We start from the raw sequence: 18286 nt of genomic DNA on the forward strand, positions 1-18286 counted from the left end.
ACACCGTCATCTAACATGGACGTCCAATGATGCAATTCGTTCAAATTACTGTACTGATCCTGTGCTCTGTATTCATATTAAGTGCCTGTAAACCTACGCCCCAAAATGAACATGTTGCTCAGTCTAAAAGTGAACAGGTCCTTTCGTCTCAAGCTGCAGATTTATTGCAACGTTATGAAAGAACTTGGAACGACTATCTCAAACATCACGACCATTTACAGCTACAACAAGACCTGAATGCTTTACTGCTGGATATTCCACAAATTAGCGAAGATTATTCCGTTCTACATTTAAAATCACAAATATTGATGCAGTTGGGTCGCTTTCAAGATGCCTTAGAGGTGAACCGAAATTTGTTTCAATTGAAACCATCAGCAATAACATACAGTCAACAATGTTTAGTGCAGGAAATTCTTAAAGCTACGCCCAACGATATTCAGCAATGTTACCGTGAAGTTGTCAAACTGAATCAAGATGCATTGGCTCAGCTCCATCAAGATTCAAATGAGTATCAAGATGCTTTGTGGTTACATCAACTGTTTCAATATCAAGCAGGAGAGCATCAAGTCTTAGGTGATTTACAAAGATATGTACAACGTCAACCCGAGGCTTTACGTGGTAATTTACAGCTTGAATTAGACATGCGAACACAGCTTGAAGTACGGGCAGAATTACTCGAATCAATCCGCCAAAATGGACAATTTTAAGATGAAAATTCTATTTTTACTCAATCTAAAGTAAAGGCTCTAAATAATTGTTTTTAAAAAAATTAATATTGTTTGAAGTTTCACTTAATTCATTTTTATCATTGATTTTATCAATCTTTGTTATGAAAATTTTTCTTCAAATTTCCGATCAGTTACAAACTGTAACATAGGATTTAGTGCTAAGATTAATTTTGATTATTGCTGTATTTTTATACTATTTTTTATGCTTGTTCCTCAGCTGAATGCTTTTAGTCTGGTTACCCCATTATTTATGATCACTATGGGATTCGTGATTAGCATTATGCCTTTCATAAAGCACATCCCCGATTATTTGGTGCGTTATGGCTATTCTACTGCGCTCGCAGGAACAGCATTGTTAATGTATAGCATTATTCAGCCCACAGAAATTCCACGGATTTCTACAATTATTAGTGGTCTACTTTTTTTTAGTGTGGCTTTGTTTGTGCAAGCTGTCAGCCTACGCTTAAAAGTAAAAATTTCGTGGTTGTTTATGCTGCTGATTATTGCGATCGGCATGTCAATCACTTTTTATTTTTCAATAATTGATGAGCAATATAGCTATCGCCTAAGTATGCTGGCCATCGTGCCTATTGCCTTATTTACTCATAATTTACCTGCATTGTATGAGGCACAGCTTAAGCATCGTCTTGACCGCTTGCTTCGCGTTTCAGTCGTCCTGCTTATTTTTGTGGTGATATTTCGCATCGGTTATTTAATGTTTGTCCTTGAACCGAGCAATGAAATTTTAGCGAACAATATGTTATTCGCTACATTGCAGTTATTAATTTTAGTCTTAAGTATTGCACTTGCAGCCTTACTTATTAGCTGTGCTATTCAAGATATTTATCAAGAATTAAAACGTGAAAGCCGTATTGACCCTTTAACTGGCTTGCTTAATCGAAGGGCTTTTCAAGAAAAAATTCAACAGCGACAACAACGTTCATCCCCTTCTCAGCATGCTGTTATTGTCTGTGATATCGACCATTTCAAACACATTAATGATAACTATGGGCACAAAATTGGTGACATAGCCCTCAAGAAAGTTGCAGATATTTTAAGAAAATCTTTACGTAAACAAGATGAAATTTCTCGTATTGGTGGCGAAGAGTTTTTAATCCTGTTACATGACATTGACCGTGATACAGCGCTATTAGTGGTGGAGCGTATGCGTCATCACATTGAACAGTCAGTCATGAATATTCAAAATCAAAAAATAAAGATAACAATCAGTTTTGGTATCAGCTTTTTTCAAGACTATGCGCAAATTCATGAATCAATTCAGCATGCAGATTTGTTACTTTATCAGTCCAAAAAGTATGGGCGAAATCAAGTACAGTGGCAGTTAAGCCCTTAAAATACACACTTCTAAGTTTTGGAATTGTTCATAGGTATTACACATTCGACATAATATAATTGTCATAAAAATTAGTTTGTTATCATTCAAAAAAGTTTGATTATTCATCAAAAATATAAATCACTAAAATCATAAAACTGCATATTTGCTACTGGATTTTTTTGCATGGAAGCACAGACTCGTCTCACCCCACAAGATAAACGCACACTTGGACTATCCTCACTCGGTGGCGCATTAGAGTTCTATGATTTTGTCATCTATGTGTTTTACGCCAAAATCATTTCTGAGTTATTTTTCCCCACGGGCTTAAGTCCATTTTGGGCCATGCTAAATACTTATGGGATTTTTGCGGCGGGCTATTTTTTCCGCCCTTTGGGTGGTGTCGTCATGGCACACTTTGGTGATCTGGTTGGACGTAAGCGTTTGTTTAGTTTGTCCATTTTACTCATGGCACTTCCAACATTAATGATCGGCATTATGCCAACCTTTGAAACCATAGGTTATGCCGCCCCGCTGCTACTGCTACTCATGCGTGTTATTCAAGGCATTGCTATTGGTGGAGAAATTCCTGCTGCGTGGACTTTTGTATCAGAACATGTACCTGAAGGTAAAATTGGTATTGCCAATGGCTTACTGACCGCAGGACTGTCACTGGGCATCTTATTGGGCGCCTTAATGTCACTGTTCATTTCTTTAAAATTTAGTGAAACTGAAATACATGATTGGGCGTGGCGAATTCCCTTCATTGTCGGCGGGATTTTCGGTTTCGTCGCATTGTATTTACGTAGTTATTTAAAAGAAACGCCTGTGTTCAAAGCCATGCAAGAAAAAAAGCAATTGGCGAAAGAACTACCTGTAAAACAAGTATTGCAACAACATAAAACTGGTGTTGTGATTGGTATGTTGTTTACTTGGTTCTTGACGGGCTGTGTGGTGGTGTTGATTCTCGCTATGCCAAATTTGCTGACGGGTGCTTTTGGTTTTGAACGTGCCGATGCCTTTAAAATGCAAAGTGCTGCAATTGTCATGCAGATGCTCGGCTGTATCTTGGCAGGCTTATTGGCTGACCGCTTCGGTGCAGGAAAAGTGATGTTGTTTGGATCATTACTCGTTGCGATTATTGCTGGCGTCTTTTACAACAGCTTAGGTCATGTTGCAGCTTCTACGATATTCATACTGTATATGCTTTTAGGTTTAGCGTCTGGCACTGTCGGTATGGTGTCTTATAGCATGGTTAAAATGTTCCCAGCCCAAATTCGTTTCTCTGGCATTTCGTTTTCCTACAACCTTGCATACGCTATTGCTGGGGGTATTACGCTTCCTTTAGTCCAATGGCTCAGCCTATATAGCAACATCGGTGCTTTATATTATGTCTGGACAGTGTGTGTAGTGACGTTCTTCACGGCCATGCTGTATCGCAACAAATTTGAAAAAGCTTAAATTTTAGCGCATAAAAAAGCGGCATACATGCCGCTTTTTTTAATCAAAACGCTGTTCACTCTTAAAGATTTTACGTAATTCGTCTTCTACAATTTCAATTTCAAGCTGACTAAAGCGACGAATTTCGCCTTCAGCATGTTTCTCTAACATCCCACCAATCAAAGGAACTTTAACTTTGACTGTCCAATCTAAGTTAAAACTTACTTGTGTTGCATCACCGGAAACACGGCGTTTACAACTTGCAGCCAAAGGTAAATTTGGATCTAAAATTACATCAGACGTTAAAGCAGCCAAATCACTGATGTCTGTGCGCTGTAAACGAAAAGCATCTTTTAAAAATTTTTTCGCAATATCTGGAATATTTACGTCTAAACTGTATTCACGTTTAAGCGTATAGATGTCACCCACTTTTTTAGATTCAAGTATTTCTAAATTTTCTCCAGGAATTCGTCTACAAACTGCCTCATGTAAACGGGTGTCTGCTGCTAGTCTTTTAAAATCCTCTAAAGAGACACCATGAATTGTGGCATTCACTGTAAATTGATGCGCCATTCGCATAATCCTTAAAAATAATTTTGGTTTTATTGTTTTATTTCGCTTACATCCAAAGCGAAAATCGAGAATATATGGATTTAATCGAAAACAAAAGTGACTGTCATTGACTGAAAAATAAGAAGCGCTCACCAATTTGCCAATCTTAAAGATGAAATCAAAATATTTAAATTTTAGAGACAAAAACTTGCCCCTCTAAGTCCTTATACTCCATTTCAAAACACCAAGCTGCATCAATATTGAGATACATACCTGCATAGGACAACTTCGCATACCAATGACCAAAATCCAAGCCACCTATATCAAAACTGGCTTGTTTGGGTAATTGATTGAGCAGCCCAGCATTCAATAATCCATCAGGCTGCATCGATGTACAATGCTCACCATAATGATGAAACAACTGAAAACAGATATGATTAAAACGCTGCTGCTGGAAACTTTTTAAATCAAGTATGAAAAGTTCTGTCATCTTTATTCTTCTTATATTAAGGTGTTTGTGCATGTCTATGCTGTGTATTTCCTCTACACAATGGGACATTAGCCGAGCCGGTGTTCATGACCAAAACGATCGTGATGTACCAGTTTGATGTGTTGAGCATAATCAATCATCAAGCTCTGTTCCCGAAAACTGACGTAAATACAATACTCCTCAGTCCCATCATCTAAGCCACTGACTTGACAATGTGTCCCTTTGGGAAATTGGTTGAGCCACTCTGCTGCATATACATCTGCAATTTGCTCAAACTGAAAATAATGCGTAGGATCACGCATGAGTTTTTCTACCTGTTGGTCAAACCGCAGGCATTGTTCATGATAAAAATCAATGATCATGGGTTATTTCCCTCAGTTATCACAACAGAATATTTTCCAAAGCCTTTTCTTTGTAACGACATCTTCTACGAATAATGAATAGATTAAAAACTTACTGATTCTATCCATCAAAGCCCAGTGATAGCATGCTGTTGTTGTTTGTTTTTGACTTGTGTCCATTGCCACCAACCAAATGCGGCAAGTCCAACAAAGGCAGCATACAAGCCTGCGGTTAAAAATAAATCTTTATAGATAAACATGCCAACATACACGATATCGACAAATACCCAGAGCACCCACGTCGCAATATGCTTACGACTGGTCCAATAGGTCGCCAATAAACTAAATGCCGCCAGTTGAGCACCTAATAAAGGCACTGCTGCATCGGTAAAATACTTTAAACTTAGACCAAAAATTAACCCAGCCACGGCTGCCATTGCCATTTGCATAATGACCAGTTTTGTCGCAATCGGCTCAATTCGAATATCATGGTCTTGCTGCTTACCTTTTAACCAATGGTAAAAGCCATAAAAATTCACCACAATAAAGAAAAACTGCAAAATAGTTTCGCCATACAGCTTGTAGGTATAAAACAGATAGGCATATAGCAAGAATGCAGCAAAATTAAACCACCAGCACAGCATATTTCGCTTAATAGTCAAGCTGACACCAATAATACTAATAATCACCGCAAAAATTTCTAAGTTTGACATGCTAAAAGCTGCCCTGAATAAGCTGCTGCTATTATGAAAAAAACCGTGTCAAAGGCAAGTAAAATCCGCAAAATTTCACCAATGCTGAATAGCGTATGTTCTACGATTTTTACACCTTAAACCTGAATTTTGAAATTTTTCAAATATGAACGCTAGAGTTTTGACAGTTTTCTAACAATCGTTTAAAAACATATAAAACGAATAAGGAATAATCAAAATGTCAGAACTACAGGGGCGTGTTAGTCGTGAAGTACGTGGTCATCTTTTTCTCATTGGTTTAGACCGAGTAAATAAAAGAAATGCTTTCGATAGTCATATGATTCAAGACTTGTCCTTAGCCCTCACAGAATACGAAGACCAAGCAGAACTTCGCTGTGCCGTGATTTTTGCACATAGCGATCATTTCACTGCTGGTCTCGACTTAGTCGAACTACAACCCAAGCTCAGCACTGGTGTGTTTGATTTTCCTGAGACGCAAATTAACCCTTGGGGAACAACATCAAGACAACGTAAAAAACCAGTAGTGGTCGCAGTTCAAGGCTTTTGCTTTACGGCTGGAATCGAATTGATGTTGAATGCTGACGTGGTTGTCGCCCATAAAAATACCCAATTCGCACAAATGGAAGTTCAACGTGGCATTCTGCCTTTTGGTGGCGCGACAGTCCGTTTTGTACAAGCTGCCGGCTGGAATAAAGCCATGCGTTATCTACTCACAGGTGATAGTTTCGACGCACAAACCGCTTATGACATGAATTTAGTAACCGAACTAACTGAACAATCGAGTTTAGAACGTGCTTTAGTTCTAGCCCAGGCCATCGCTCAAGCAGCACCACTCGCAGTGCAAGCAACTTTAGCATCTGCTCAACAAGCCGTTACACAGGGAACTGATACGGCCTTTAAACAGTTAAATCAACACTTACAGCCCTTACTCCATACCCATGATGTGCAAGAAGGTGTACTCGCCATGCTGGAACGTCGAAGTGCCGACTTTAAAGGTGAATAGTACCTTAATCGTTTCAAGCCATATTGATCATAAAAATAAGAGAATGAAGAAAATGATGTCCACAGCCCAACTTAGCAGCATTCAAAAAAGCACCAGTCAACACGTTCAGTTTTCAGCAACAGATGGCTACACACTTGCAGGGATTCAATACACACCAGCCCTACCAATCAAAGCACAAATCGTGGTGTCGAGTGCTACAGGTGTGCCACAACAATTTTACCGTCGTTTTGCTGAATATGCAGCCGCGCTCGGTTATCAAGTGCTGACCTTTGACTATCGTGGCATTGGACAATCTGCACCTCAACATTTGAAGGGCTTTGAAATGTCCTATCTAGATTGGGGAAAATTTGATCTTTCAGGCGCAATTGAGTTTGTGCAACATGCTGGACTTAAAACCTTTGTAGTGGGACATTCCTATGGCGGACAAGCTCTAGGACTCACCTCAAACCACCAACGCGTCAGAGCCATGTACTGTTTTGGCACAGGTGCAGGTTGGCATGGATATATGCCTTTTAAAGAGAAGATGAAAGTGCATGTAATGTGGAACATCGTTTTCCCACCCATAGTCGCAGTTAAAGGCTATCTCCCTTGGAGTAAACTCAATATGGGTGCAGACTTACCTGTCGATGTTTATAAGCAGTGGCGTAGATGGTGTAAAAATCCAACTTATTTTTTTGCTGACCCTGATCAGCCCGAATTAAAAACCCTATATGCGCAAGTCAAAACCCCTATATATGCAGTTGCCGCATTAGATGATGATTGGGCACTTCCAAACTCACGTCATGCCTTTATGCAACATTACCGTCAAGCACCTATGCACTATCAAAATATTGAAGCACAAAATTATGGGCTTAAAAGCATTGGACATATGGGCTATTTTCGACAAGGTGCTGAGCCCATTTGGGATGAGGTCTTAATGACGTTTGATCGTTATATTGCAGATGAAACCTAGTCACGATGCTGCTTATTACAATACGGGAGTGTCTGCATGAGACCGCGTAAGTCCTCTACTGAACAAGTGCTGATTCGCTCAGCACAATGTTTTAAAAACTATGGCTATACCGCATGCAGTATGGGAAAGCTTGCGGAAGCATGTGACGTGTCCAAAGCAGCTTTTTATTATGATTATCCAAGTAAAGATGCCCTGCTCATGGATATTTTAAACATGACCCATCTGCATTTAAATGAACAAATTTTTAATACTTTAACCCAAAAAATCGCTCAACCACAGCAACAATTCACCATGGCGCATCAACGAGCTGTTGAATTTTTCAGCTACGGTGAAATGGGATGTTTGGTGGGAATTCTAAGTACAGAACGTCATCTACTCAGTACTGACTTGGTGACAAAGTTACAGCTCATTTTCCACGATTGGCAAAATGCCTTTGAAGCTTTTTTTAAGTTTTATTTAGATGAAGCCACATCCCAAAAACTGGCCAAAATCAGTTTGGCTGACTATGAAGGCGCAATTTTAATGGCACGTTTAAAGCAAGATTCAAGCTACTTAGATTTGGTATTGGAACGGATTTTAGCTCAACTGGCAGTTTCTTGAACTTTATATTCAAGCTTATGTTCTTTACCAAAACGATCCACATGGGTATAAAATTCCCCATAGCGCCCTAAATAATATTCAAGCGATTGATTATAAAAATTCCAATATATTGACCATTCACCCAGATCAAGCTGACGAATTTGTGTTTTACAATTGACTGGCATTTTTCTTAAAAAATCAGCCTGTAATTGTTCCGCTGCGGCTTGCGAATCTAAAACATATTTTTGTTGAAAAAAAAGTGCTGCAATATCATCAAACAATTGTTGTTCATATTCGTCCACTTCTACCGTTTCATCCACTTCACGCGTTGCTTCTGAAGCCGAAATTTTAGACGTACTTTTAGAGCGTTTAGGAGCTTGATATCGTGTGTAACCTTGACGATAGCGCTCTGTTTTATAGATTTTTTTAGCGACAATCCCAATACCGCAAAGGGCAATAAAGATACAAAGAAATATTAAAAAAGTGACCATAATCTCAACTCACTGAAGTTAAACACTCAGTATTTAGATATTTTCATTTTTAAATATAACGCAGAATATGCTGCAAACTTCACTAAAATTGCCAACAAATTGGCAAAAACTGCATTTTCAGACCAAAATATTATTTCAAGTTATTACAATGCTTAACCAATTCATCGATATACACAAGGCAATAAATAAAAAAATTTGAGAAAATTGTATTAAATACAATTTCTGTATCATCAATCGTAGTATTGGAATCGATTAGAAATTAAAGAGAAATAAATATACATTTGTAAATTTTGCAACAATTTTGAAATAAAACTTAAACCTAAATAGGCAAATGCTTCAATAAGGACATAAAAAGCAACAATAAGCCTATTTAAGCCAAGGGCATTATCTTCTGAAATGTCAGGCTGTTGAAGTTTATATAAAAAGAACAACCTTATGATTCGAGAGGCACAAATCCAGGACATTCCTGAAATTATTCAGGTCATTCACAACAGTATTCGTTCATGTATCCAGGACCATCAACGAAATGAAAGCGTTATTCAAACATGGCTAGAACAAGCCAATCATGCCAACATCATGTTATGGATGCTGTATAACGATAGTTGGGTATATATCAGTCATGACCGCGTTGTTGGTTTTATTTTAGTGAGCGATAAAGGTGAAATACTACTCAACTATATTTGCCCTGAATGCCAAAATCGAGGTATTGGCACTGCGCTTTTAATGAATATGATGAAATGCTTTCGTCAAAAAAATATCAATGAAATTCATCTGCAAAGTACCCATACTGCACTGCCCTTTTACCAAAAATATGGTTTCGAACCGACTCTTGGCGTATTGCAGGAATCGACACCTTTAAAATTAAGCAAGCAATTATGTTAATGCGAAGCGATATTAAAAAGCCTATCTCGTTATCAAATTATTCTTTTTAGTGTAAAGACGCTCTATCAGATGAATCTACTTGAGGTTGAAGCTGATCTCGACCAGCTTGTTTTGCGGCATAGAGACAAGTATCCGCTGCTTTCATCAACTCATGAATATTATCAAAATCATGCTGACGATCCATCCAGGCCATCCCCATACTTAAAGTGACATAGGTTTTTTCATCCCCTCGATTAATATGTTGCATATTTTCCTGACGAACAGCCTCAAGTACCATTTCAAGTTGTTCTTTGGCTTTAGCATAAGGCACATCATTCATTAATATCGCAAACTCCTCTCCCCCATAACGAGCGATATACGCAGAGTCAGGCAATGTGTCGCGCATAATCTGTACCAGTTTTTGTAAAACTGTATCGCCTTTTAGATGCCCATAATGATCATTATAGTTTTTAAAATAATCCACATCTAACATGGCAAAGGTTAAGGTACGATGGCTATGAAAACGTATTTCGCTAAATAAACACTGAATTTCTGCATTTAAAGCACGACGGTTAAAAGCACCAGTAAGTGCATCGATGCGTACTTGTAATTCAAGCTTCTCATTTAAAGTATTTAACTGTACTGTACGTTCACGTACTTTTTGGTCTAATGAACTATTTAGTTCTAATAGCCTGTTATTGAGCTGCTCTGTGTTTAAGGTTTGCTGTGCATAATGTCGTGACTGCTGAAACATAATGAGTAAGGCATATAAGCTGGTCGATATAAATGATAAATTCATCGAATCAATTAAATTCATCATGAATAAAAAGTCATTCAAAAAGGTAATACATAGAAATATCACTGCAAATAAATTTAATCGTGAATATTGTTCTTTCTTTTTTAAGGTTAGATAAAAGCCATAAGCAAAATTGAGTAATACTGGCACAACATAAGCAAAGCTATAGGTCGCTAATGGCTGAAAAATTTCTGGAACTGAAAACAAAGTCACTGAAATATTGAGCGATAAAAGTAGCATCGCAATTTGATAGTTCAAATTAAATAAGTAGCGCCGGCTAAGCAAATGGATATAACTTAAAAAGAAAATTGATGCGAGATAAGTAAATAGATACTCAAAGCGTGTGCCCCACAACCAATTAATATCTGTAAAAACCGTATAGGCATAAGGTGCTGAAAATAAATTATGTAAGGCTAAAAAAACAATAAATAAGCCAAAAACGAAATTACTGCGACTATTACGTCCACGTAAACCGCGAAACACCGAAAACACCGAAAACACCGAAAACACCGAAAACAAAATGGTAAACAGTCCTACACCGAGTACTGCCCCCGAGACCATCGCAATGCTCATCATTTGCTGTTGGAACTGACGGTTAACCGTTCGGGCTAAACCAATCCGCATCGGATTTTCAAAACCGCCATGCAGCGTATTAAAGCTAGAGGCTTGGATGGTTAAGGTAAAATATTCATCTTGTGCAACAAAGTAGGCAATACGTGGCGCATTTTCTGTTTTTTGTTCACTTTCGTTTTTACCGACTTCCCCTAAGCGTACAAGTACGTCGCCGTTTAGGTACACACGATAAGCACCATATTGGTTAGGAATCAATATCGCTATACGACGGCCAATAAATGCTTTAGGGATTTTAAAATGGCCAGTAAACGTACCGAAGCCTTTATTTTCACCTGTTAATTCTTTAAATGAAGCAGGTAAAACCACGGATTTACCCATCAATACTGAACTTGATTCAGTTAATAATTGATTGGGATAAAATAACCAATGGCCATGTAATAATGTACTGGTATCTTCAGTAAATGTGACCGAGTTAACATCTTTTTGATGTTCTAAATAAAAAGACTCTGGTGCTGTTTCATATTGCGCCTGTGCAGGCGATAGCCCCAAGGTGAGGCTTAATAATATAAGCGTAAATGCCCAGAACAGACTGGTGCGATGCAAATGAAAAAGCAACGTATCAAAATCCTGTGCATAGCGTCGAGTATTTATTCTAATCTACGCATAAAAATAGAAATCACCAAATACTATTTTATCTAATTGATCATTACATCCATGTTTATGATCAACTTTGTCAACTTAAATTAATCACGTGTTTTAACGTCATATAATTCAATTTCAAAAATAAGGTTTGAGTTCGCAGGAATAATATTCCCCATTTTACGTTCACCATAAGCAAGATGTGAAGGAACGATTAATTTACGTTTACCACCAACTTTCATACCCATAATGCCTTGATCCCAGCCTTTAATTACACGGCCAGTACCAATCACAGTTTCAAAATAGTTACCACGGTCAAGTGATGAATCGAATTTAGTTCCATCTTCTAACCAACCCGTATAATGAGTAGTAATCAAAGCACCTTTTACCGCTTCTTTACCTTCACCTACCACTAAATCGATAATCTCTAATTCTGCGCTCATGCCGTCAACCTTAAATATAAGTACTTTTCGAAAAGCATATTATAAAACAGTTTGGAATTGATGTGCCCTTGGTTTCGACTCTGGGCTCACAATCTCCTCTGAATTTGACTGTGTGTAGCCCGTATAAATTATCGTTAAATTTTTTTTATAGGCTGCTCAATTTATTTACGGCATAAAAAAAGGATGTAAATGACATCTACATCCTCTTTGAAACATCAACAATCAAAATTATTGCAACTGCGTCCATTCAATTACAGCTTGTGCATGGTCACCAATCAGTGTCCATTCACCATCCATCACATTTAACTGCAAAGACATGGTACGTTCACACAGCGCTTGAATTGCTTCAGTCGTTGCTTCTGACAACTGCCAAACTTCGACGTTTTTGAGCGTTTTCAATTTGCTGCTACGCTTGTACCATTCAGCAACTGAAGAACCATACGTAATGACTGCAACATGTGGGCAACGTGCGCTAGCTTTCTTAACTTTATCTTCGTCAGGACTGCCAACTTCAATCCATTTGACCAATTGACCTGTTAAATCTTTTTCCCACAAAGCCGGTTCATCAGTTTCAAACAAATCCTTGGTAAATTCTAACGCCTCACTTGCATAACGTGCGTATGCAAGTACACGAACCATCAAACGCTCAATGGTTTCAGATGGATGTAATGCCATAGTGAGTTGATAGTCACCATATTGGTGTACATCCATATTGGCAATGTTCAAATCTGCTTTATAAATTGTAGCTTTCAGCGCCATACAAGAGTCCTCAAATTTGGCGCCTAGCATATAAGATTTGGCGCGTCTTTGCTGACATGATTTACTTAATTCTCTGCGTCAATACGACATTGCATGAGTAAATCTTCAAACGCTTGCCAGTCACGTTCACCCTGATAAATGACTTCGACTCGATTATCGATACCTTCTTCGCTCGACAAATAATTAAATTGCTCTGGATTAAAGTTAAAGGTTTTCCAACCTTGATTGGTGTGAAAAATACCTTTAATTCGGAGCCAATTTTTCTGCTCACACAGTAAATCGAGCAATTCCATGAAATCAAATGTCCATCTTTTTGGGAGCTTCCACCCCGCAACACTATAGCCTTGTGCGGACTCGACATAGTGATATGGCAATTGTTTTATTTCAATTGGCGTACTTTGAGTCTGCTGTTTTTGTATTCGCAGTAAAGGCTGTATTTTACGTGGGCTGCCTGCATAAACGTGATCTATCTCGGCAAATTCGATCTTGCCATTTTCAGGCTTTAACCACAGCTGTAGATAAGGTGCATAGGCCTTTTGCAAATCGTCCAATGCATGCTCATCGGCATTCGTCATCATATCAACATGAGAGATGAAAACAATTTGCGCGACTTTCAATTGATCCGCATATAAGTTCTGCTTGGTCCAATCAGCATCGTGCAAACGTGAACCATCGACCACAGTCACTAAAGCACGCATACTTAAATGCGGCAACCAATGCGGCTCTGTCAGTTGTTCTAATAACTGAGCTGGATGCCCAAGACCTGTTGGTTCAATAAAGAGACGATCTGGTTTTTCTTCTGAGAGTAAACGAGATAAAGCAATTTGCATGGGTAATTGGCTGCTACAGCACAAGCAACCACCTAAGAGTTCTTTCACTGCATAGCCACCTTGTTGTGGCAATAATTCCTGATCAACCCCAATTTGTCCAAACTCGTTCATCAGAACGGCCCACGTCTCCCCTTCGGGCTTCTGTGCCAACAAGTGCTGTAATAGCGTGGTTTTACCCGCACCTAAAAAACCAGAAATAATATGAACAGGAATCGCGCCATGTGGGGACACTAATTTCAAAGCAAACTCACTCATACAAAATGTAAAAGACCAATGAGCATCACTCTAATGACTTCACATGCTCACATCAATACTTGTGTTCTATACCTTCGAATCCTGTTTGCAGGCTAAATGACGCAAGCGTGTTTAAATCTTTCTAAAATGATGAGCCATTTAATATTCAGTCACACTTAATTGACAATCGCGCCATTATCTTTCCGTTATTGCATCAATTTGAAAAGAATACTTACATTTATATTTGCCAAATGATCGACCAAATAGCCTATTCACACGATGTAATGTAAATCGACTGTTATTCCATTCGAAAAAATAATATGTGTTCAGGATATATTTATAAAAAATTAAGATGAATTTTCTGGTTATTTTTTACATTTTTTGCACATTGGGCTATTGCTTGTTGCATAAAGGTTAATCGTTCTGTTTCGCTTTGTTGCTCGCATTGCCGCTCGTGATTTATCGCTTTAGCATGAGTTCTCTCCTGATTGTTGTGATGAACTTTCAGGTTTTATTAAAATATATAAGGATGCTCAAAATGAAATTCACTCAAATTTTACTTGCTTCTACTCTGGCTGCTGCTGCGGCTACATCTTTTGCTGCAAGCAAAGATAAACAAGAAGCACCTGAACAAGAAAAAGTTGTAGTTAGTACACAAGAACAGCCTGCAACTGAAACGACTGCTGCTGAAGGTACAAGCGCACAACCTGCGTCTGAAGCAAATGTTGAAACGACTGCTCCAGCTCAACCGGCTCAGTAATAACTTAGCATTCTCCACATGCTAAATACGTTCAGTTCTGCTGATCAACATTAAACCCTCACACAATGTTGTACTGAATGTAAATAAACTGGATCTGTCTAACGATTGATCCAGTTTTTTTATGCCTGATTCCATTTCAAAAACGTTCTAACAATAGATATTTATGATCGCTAAATCATTCTAAATTATGGTGAATAATTAACTAATAATTGAAATATCATAAACTTATCTTAATATGCTTAAAAATCTTATGCTTTTAGATTAATCGTTTCGACTTATGCCTAGCTTGTTGCTTAAGCAGAACTCCCTCTTAATAGAGGCATATGTGAAGTGATTGGATGTTTACGCATGAGCAATAAAGCAAATTTTACAACGGAAGTTGCCATTTTAGGTGCTGGTCCTGTCGGTCTTACCATTGCGAACTATTTAAGTAAGCAAGGCTTAGAAGTGACTGTCATTGAGCAACTTGATAGCTTAATTGATTACCCGCGTGCAATTGGTATTGACGATGAATCTTTACGCACGATTCAGTCTTTAGGTTTGGTTAATCAAGTATTACCACATACAACACCGAACCATGCAATGCGCTTTTTAACACCTAAAGGACGTTGCTTTGCAGACATTCAGCCGCTCACACGTGAATTTGGTTTCTCGCGTCGTAATGCCTTCATTCAACCACAAGTGGATAATGTGCTTTTACAAGGCTTGGCGCAATACGAAACTACACAAGTATTGTTCTCTCGCCAATTGGTAGATTTCAGCCAAGACAAGAATGGCGTTACCCTCAATATTCAAAATAAAGAAGGTCAACAAGAAAGCATCCATGCCAAATATTTAATTGCATGTGATGGTGGTAACTCAATTGTACGCCGTACTTTAAATATCGGCTTTGATGGAAAAACAGCGCCGAACCAATGGATCGTTATTGATATCGAAAATGATCCGCTAGCGACACCACATATTTACTTATGCTGTGACCCTGTGCGCCCTTATGTTTCTGCTGCGTTACCACATGGTATTCGTCGTTTCGAGTTCATGGTTATGCCAGGTGAAACACAAGAAGAATTGAGCAAACCAGAAAATATCGCAAAACTTTTATCGAAAGTCTTACCAACGACAGATGGCATTGAAGTGATTCGTCAACGTGTATACACACACAATGCACGTATTGCCGATAAATTCCGCGTAGACCGTATTTTACTTGCAGGCGATGCTGCACACATTATGCCAGTGTGGCAAGGTCAAGGTTATAACAGCGGTATGCGTGATGCCTTTAACCTAGCTTGGAAAGTTGCGATGGTTGTACAAGGCAAAGCTGGCCCTGAACTTCTAGACTCATATCAAGTTGAACGTAAAGACCATGCCAAAGCGATGATCGACCTATCAGTAATGGCCGGCCATGTCCTTGCACCACCAAAAAAATGGCAAGGCTTTGTTCGTGACGGTATTGCTTATGCGTTGAATTACATCAAGCCAATCAAGCAATATTTATTAGAAATGCGCTTCAAACCAATGCCGAAATACCATGATGGTGCTTTGGTTAATAATGGTGATAAAGAATCACCTGTAGGTAAAATGTTTATCCAACCTCAAGTCAAACTTGAGTCTGGTGAAACGGTTTTACTTGATGAAGTGATTGGTAATGATTTCGCTATCATTGCTTGGGGTGTGGACCCGAAATGGGGACTGTCTGAAGCAACAATGAAACAATGGCAAAAACTGGGTGTAAAATTCATCCAAGTGATTCCAGCGGTTCAGTTTGGTAATGAAAAACGCACTCAATATGACAATGTGATCACGATTGGTGATATCGGCACAGAAATTCGCGGCTGGTTCGGCAAAACCTCTGAATCTGTTACGATTCTTCGTCCTGACCGTTTTGTAGCAGCACTTGCGATTCCGCAAACGTTGGACAGTGTGAGCCAACAATTATTTGCCAAGCTACATGTAAAATAATTTAGGCCAATAAAAAACCACGCAAATCGCGTGGTTTTTTATTGCGATCTAAAGCTAAACCGCTTGAAACCAAGCTACATCTTGAACCGATTCACGCTGCTGTATACGTTGAATAAAGGGCTTAAATTCATCTAAATAAGGTAAAATTTTAAAAGAGATGGCATAGACCATCCAGTACGCCAAATACAAATCCGCAGCAGTAATATTTTCACCCAATAAATAAGGCTTAGCTTGGCGCAAACCTGTTTGAATAAAATTCAATAAGATAGTCTCATTACCAAAACTCAGACTCCCCTTTTTCTCATTCATGGTTTCTACACCAATACCAACATTTTTCATGTCCATATATTCAGTGAGAGGCCCATGACAAAAGAACATCCATTTCAGATATTCACCACGTTTGGGATCATTTAAAGCCGGTGCTAAACCTTTCTCAACATATTTATCGGCCAAATAGGTAAAAATGGCAGCAGTTTCGCTTACAACAGACTCGCCATCGACCAAACACGGCACTTTACCCATGGGATTAATTTTCAAATATGCAGGTTGATGCATCTCTTCATAAGGTACTTCCACAATTTCAATTTGCTGCTCAATATCCAACTCTTTGAGTAATGGTAAAATCGTATTACTACGTGATCGTGTATTGCTATACAGCTTCATGCTTTTCATGTGTTGTTTTCTTTCCTTGTTTTTATGCTTTTACTATACGCCGATTTGTGTAGAAAATTATTCCGGATAATCTTTCCATTTGCCTATTTGGTTACAATACCCACGCGAAAAAAATCACTCTAATTTTCAATTTAAATACTTCAATAATTTAAAACCAATTAATACATAGCAATACCAATTTGAGCCTTTTAAATGAAAAACAAATATTTAGTTGCAATTTTGACGCTTATAGTCCTGTCAGGTTGTTCGAAAAAAACTGAAGAAATAGCCAGTGAGGCGAGTCAAGAAACGCAAGACTCACATGTCGTTGCTTCCAATGAAGCTACAACTGATACCTCGCAAAACAATACGCCATCCACAGCACCAATCACCGAACAAAAACCCAGCCAAATCATTAATGAACAGGTGAATGCAGCGGAAAATGGCCGCAAGATGGTGCGTGAGGCAAATATTAATTTTGAAGCCAAAGATGTAGTGAAATCAGCCTTGGAAATTGAAAAAATTACCCTTCAATCAGGTGGTTTTATCGAACAAAAGAATATTGGTTTTGTCGTGCAAGATTCAACCTATCAAAACATTGCCGATGGCAAAATTAAAATTTTTGAAAAGGTTTCTCCACAAGCTGAGATGATTGTCCGAATTCCAAGTGCAAAAGCAGCGCAGTTTGTGAATCAATTATTACCGCTGATGCACTTTTTAAATGCTCAACAATATTCAGCAAAACGATATGAATTAAAACTGCTCGAACAAAAAATGGGACAAAGCCAAACTTTGCCTGAGCATGTTGCTACCGCACAATTGAGTGAAATTGCACGGTTGACTCGACTTGAAGTACAAGATCGCGTTCAATTTAGTACGATAGTGATTGCTTTGACACAACCAACAACTGTCCGTGAGCGCTATGACATCAATCTTGATGCAGTTGCTCAACTAAATGGTGATAGTTTCTGGCAACGTGCTTGGTATGGCATACAAAAAGGCTGGCAATTTGTACTCAGTTTATTGGTCATCCTCATTACCATTTGGCCACTTTATCTGATTGGCCTCTTAGCTTGGCTGCTTTATCGTGTGATCAAACCGTATATCGATAAATCGACAAAATAAGACTTCTCTTTTTTGAAAAGTGAGCAGCTGAAAAAAA

The 18286-nt window shown here is 38.5% G+C and carries 20 protein-coding genes; 10 read left to right on the plus strand and 10 right to left on the minus strand.

Features of this window, described 5'->3' with window-relative positions; genetic code table 11:
* Positions 1 to 26 precede the first annotated feature (26 nt).
* The 3 genes from A9J31_RS09045 to A9J31_RS09055 all read left to right on the plus strand — a co-directional run bounded on the left by A9J31_RS09045 (position 27) and on the right by A9J31_RS09055 (position 3522).
* The gene (locus A9J31_RS09045) at positions 27 to 707 is read left to right on the plus strand and encodes a tetratricopeptide repeat protein (protein WP_067764439.1); all 681 of its coding nucleotides are present in this window, start codon (positions 27 to 29) and stop codon (positions 705 to 707) included.
* Positions 708 to 1008: 301 nt separating this feature from the next.
* Complete coding sequence (locus tag A9J31_RS09050) at positions 1009 to 2082, plus strand: GGDEF domain-containing protein (protein ID WP_162270487.1); 1074 nt, start codon at positions 1009 to 1011, stop codon at positions 2080 to 2082.
* A gap of 165 nt (positions 2083 to 2247) precedes the next feature.
* The gene (locus tag A9J31_RS09055) at positions 2248 to 3522 is read left to right on the plus strand and encodes an MFS transporter (protein ID WP_067764445.1); all 1275 of its coding nucleotides are present in this window, start codon (positions 2248 to 2250) and stop codon (positions 3520 to 3522) included.
* A gap of 39 nt (positions 3523 to 3561) precedes the next feature.
* Here the strand turns inward: A9J31_RS09055 and A9J31_RS09060 are convergent, their stop codons facing one another.
* The 4 genes from A9J31_RS09060 to pnuC form a co-directional block, all read right to left on the minus strand.
* Positions 3562 to 4074: a DUF2505 family protein gene (locus A9J31_RS09060; protein WP_067764448.1), complete on the minus strand. Its 513-nt coding sequence runs from the start codon at positions 4072 to 4074 to the stop codon at positions 3562 to 3564.
* Positions 4075 to 4240: 166 nt separating this feature from the next.
* Positions 4241 to 4543 (minus strand): hypothetical protein, encoded by a 303-nt coding sequence (locus tag A9J31_RS09065; RefSeq protein ID WP_067764451.1) that lies wholly within the window; start codon positions 4541 to 4543, stop codon positions 4241 to 4243.
* Positions 4544 to 4611: 68 nt separating this feature from the next.
* On the minus strand, positions 4612 to 4905 hold the full coding sequence (locus tag A9J31_RS09070; protein ID WP_067764454.1) for a ubiquitin family protein: 294 nt from the start codon (positions 4903 to 4905) through the stop codon (positions 4612 to 4614).
* A gap of 107 nt (positions 4906 to 5012) precedes the next feature.
* The gene (gene pnuC / locus A9J31_RS09075; RefSeq protein ID WP_067764456.1) at positions 5013 to 5597 is read right to left on the minus strand and encodes a nicotinamide riboside transporter PnuC; all 585 of its coding nucleotides are present in this window, start codon (positions 5595 to 5597) and stop codon (positions 5013 to 5015) included.
* Between the two features lie 217 nt (positions 5598 to 5814).
* Here pnuC and A9J31_RS09080 point away from each other — a divergent pair, with 217 nt between their 5' ends.
* From A9J31_RS09080 to A9J31_RS09090, 3 genes are read left to right on the plus strand one after another with little or no spacing between them, the layout of a single operon-like run.
* Positions 5815 to 6600: a crotonase/enoyl-CoA hydratase family protein gene (locus A9J31_RS09080; RefSeq protein WP_067764459.1), complete on the plus strand. Its 786-nt coding sequence runs from the start codon at positions 5815 to 5817 to the stop codon at positions 6598 to 6600.
* A 52-nt stretch (positions 6601 to 6652) separates the two neighbouring features.
* The gene (locus tag A9J31_RS09085; RefSeq protein WP_067764462.1) at positions 6653 to 7552 is read left to right on the plus strand and encodes an alpha/beta hydrolase family protein; all 900 of its coding nucleotides are present in this window, start codon (positions 6653 to 6655) and stop codon (positions 7550 to 7552) included.
* Positions 7553 to 7588: 36 nt separating this feature from the next.
* Positions 7589 to 8152 carry a TetR/AcrR family transcriptional regulator gene (locus tag A9J31_RS09090; protein ID WP_067764465.1) on the plus strand — a complete coding sequence of 188 codons (564 nt, stop codon included), beginning with the start codon at positions 7589 to 7591 and terminating at the stop codon, positions 8150 to 8152.
* Here A9J31_RS09090 and A9J31_RS09095 read toward each other — a convergent pair.
* Positions 8134 to 8622: a hypothetical protein gene (locus tag A9J31_RS09095; protein ID WP_067764468.1), complete on the minus strand. Its 489-nt coding sequence runs from the start codon at positions 8620 to 8622 to the stop codon at positions 8134 to 8136. The two genes, A9J31_RS09090 and A9J31_RS09095, sit on opposite strands and share 19 nt — an antisense overlap.
* Positions 8623 to 9057: 435 nt before the next feature.
* Between A9J31_RS09095 and A9J31_RS09105 the strand changes: the two genes are divergently transcribed.
* Positions 9058 to 9504 (plus strand): GNAT family N-acetyltransferase, encoded by a 447-nt coding sequence (locus tag A9J31_RS09105; RefSeq protein ID WP_067764474.1) that lies wholly within the window; start codon positions 9058 to 9060, stop codon positions 9502 to 9504.
* 46 nt (positions 9505 to 9550) lie between these two features.
* On the opposite strand, the gene A9J31_RS09110 is transcribed toward A9J31_RS09105, so the two are convergent.
* From A9J31_RS09110 to A9J31_RS09125, 4 genes are all read right to left on the minus strand, one after another.
* Positions 9551 to 11467: a sensor domain-containing diguanylate cyclase gene (locus tag A9J31_RS09110; RefSeq protein WP_067764477.1), complete on the minus strand. Its 1917-nt coding sequence runs from the start codon at positions 11465 to 11467 to the stop codon at positions 9551 to 9553.
* A gap of 128 nt (positions 11468 to 11595) precedes the next feature.
* The gene (locus A9J31_RS09115; RefSeq protein ID WP_004981094.1) at positions 11596 to 11934 is read right to left on the minus strand and encodes an FKBP-type peptidyl-prolyl cis-trans isomerase; all 339 of its coding nucleotides are present in this window, start codon (positions 11932 to 11934) and stop codon (positions 11596 to 11598) included.
* 228 nt (positions 11935 to 12162) lie between these two features.
* A complete protein-coding gene (locus A9J31_RS09120) occupies positions 12163 to 12693 on the minus strand; it encodes a YaeQ family protein (RefSeq protein WP_067764480.1) in 531 nt (176 codons plus the stop codon).
* Positions 12694 to 12758: 65 nt separating this feature from the next.
* The gene (locus A9J31_RS09125; RefSeq protein ID WP_373685047.1) at positions 12759 to 13778 is read right to left on the minus strand and encodes a CobW family GTP-binding protein; all 1020 of its coding nucleotides are present in this window, start codon (positions 13776 to 13778) and stop codon (positions 12759 to 12761) included.
* A gap of 517 nt (positions 13779 to 14295) precedes the next feature.
* On the opposite strand from A9J31_RS09125, the gene A9J31_RS09130 reads away from it, so the two are divergent.
* Entirely contained in the window at positions 14296 to 14517 is a 222-nt protein-coding gene (locus tag A9J31_RS09130; protein WP_067764484.1) for a hypothetical protein, read from the plus strand.
* 348 nt (positions 14518 to 14865) lie between these two features.
* Complete coding sequence (locus tag A9J31_RS09135; protein WP_067764487.1) at positions 14866 to 16473, plus strand: bifunctional 3-(3-hydroxy-phenyl)propionate/3-hydroxycinnamic acid hydroxylase; 1608 nt, start codon at positions 14866 to 14868, stop codon at positions 16471 to 16473.
* A 54-nt stretch (positions 16474 to 16527) separates the two neighbouring features.
* Here A9J31_RS09135 and A9J31_RS09140 read toward each other — a convergent pair whose 3' ends face one another.
* A complete protein-coding gene (locus A9J31_RS09140; RefSeq protein ID WP_067765016.1) occupies positions 16528 to 17136 on the minus strand; it encodes a glutathione S-transferase family protein in 609 nt (202 codons plus the stop codon).
* A 201-nt stretch (positions 17137 to 17337) separates the two neighbouring features.
* Here A9J31_RS09140 and A9J31_RS09145 point away from each other — a divergent pair, with 201 nt between their 5' ends.
* On the plus strand, positions 17338 to 18249 hold the full coding sequence (locus tag A9J31_RS09145) for a DUF4349 domain-containing protein (RefSeq protein WP_067764489.1): 912 nt from the start codon (positions 17338 to 17340) through the stop codon (positions 18247 to 18249).
* Positions 18250 to 18286 lie beyond the last annotated feature (37 nt).

Origin of the sequence: Acinetobacter gandensis (genome assembly GCF_001678755.1) — a bacterium.
GTDB lineage: Bacteria > Pseudomonadota > Gammaproteobacteria > Pseudomonadales > Moraxellaceae > Acinetobacter > Acinetobacter gandensis.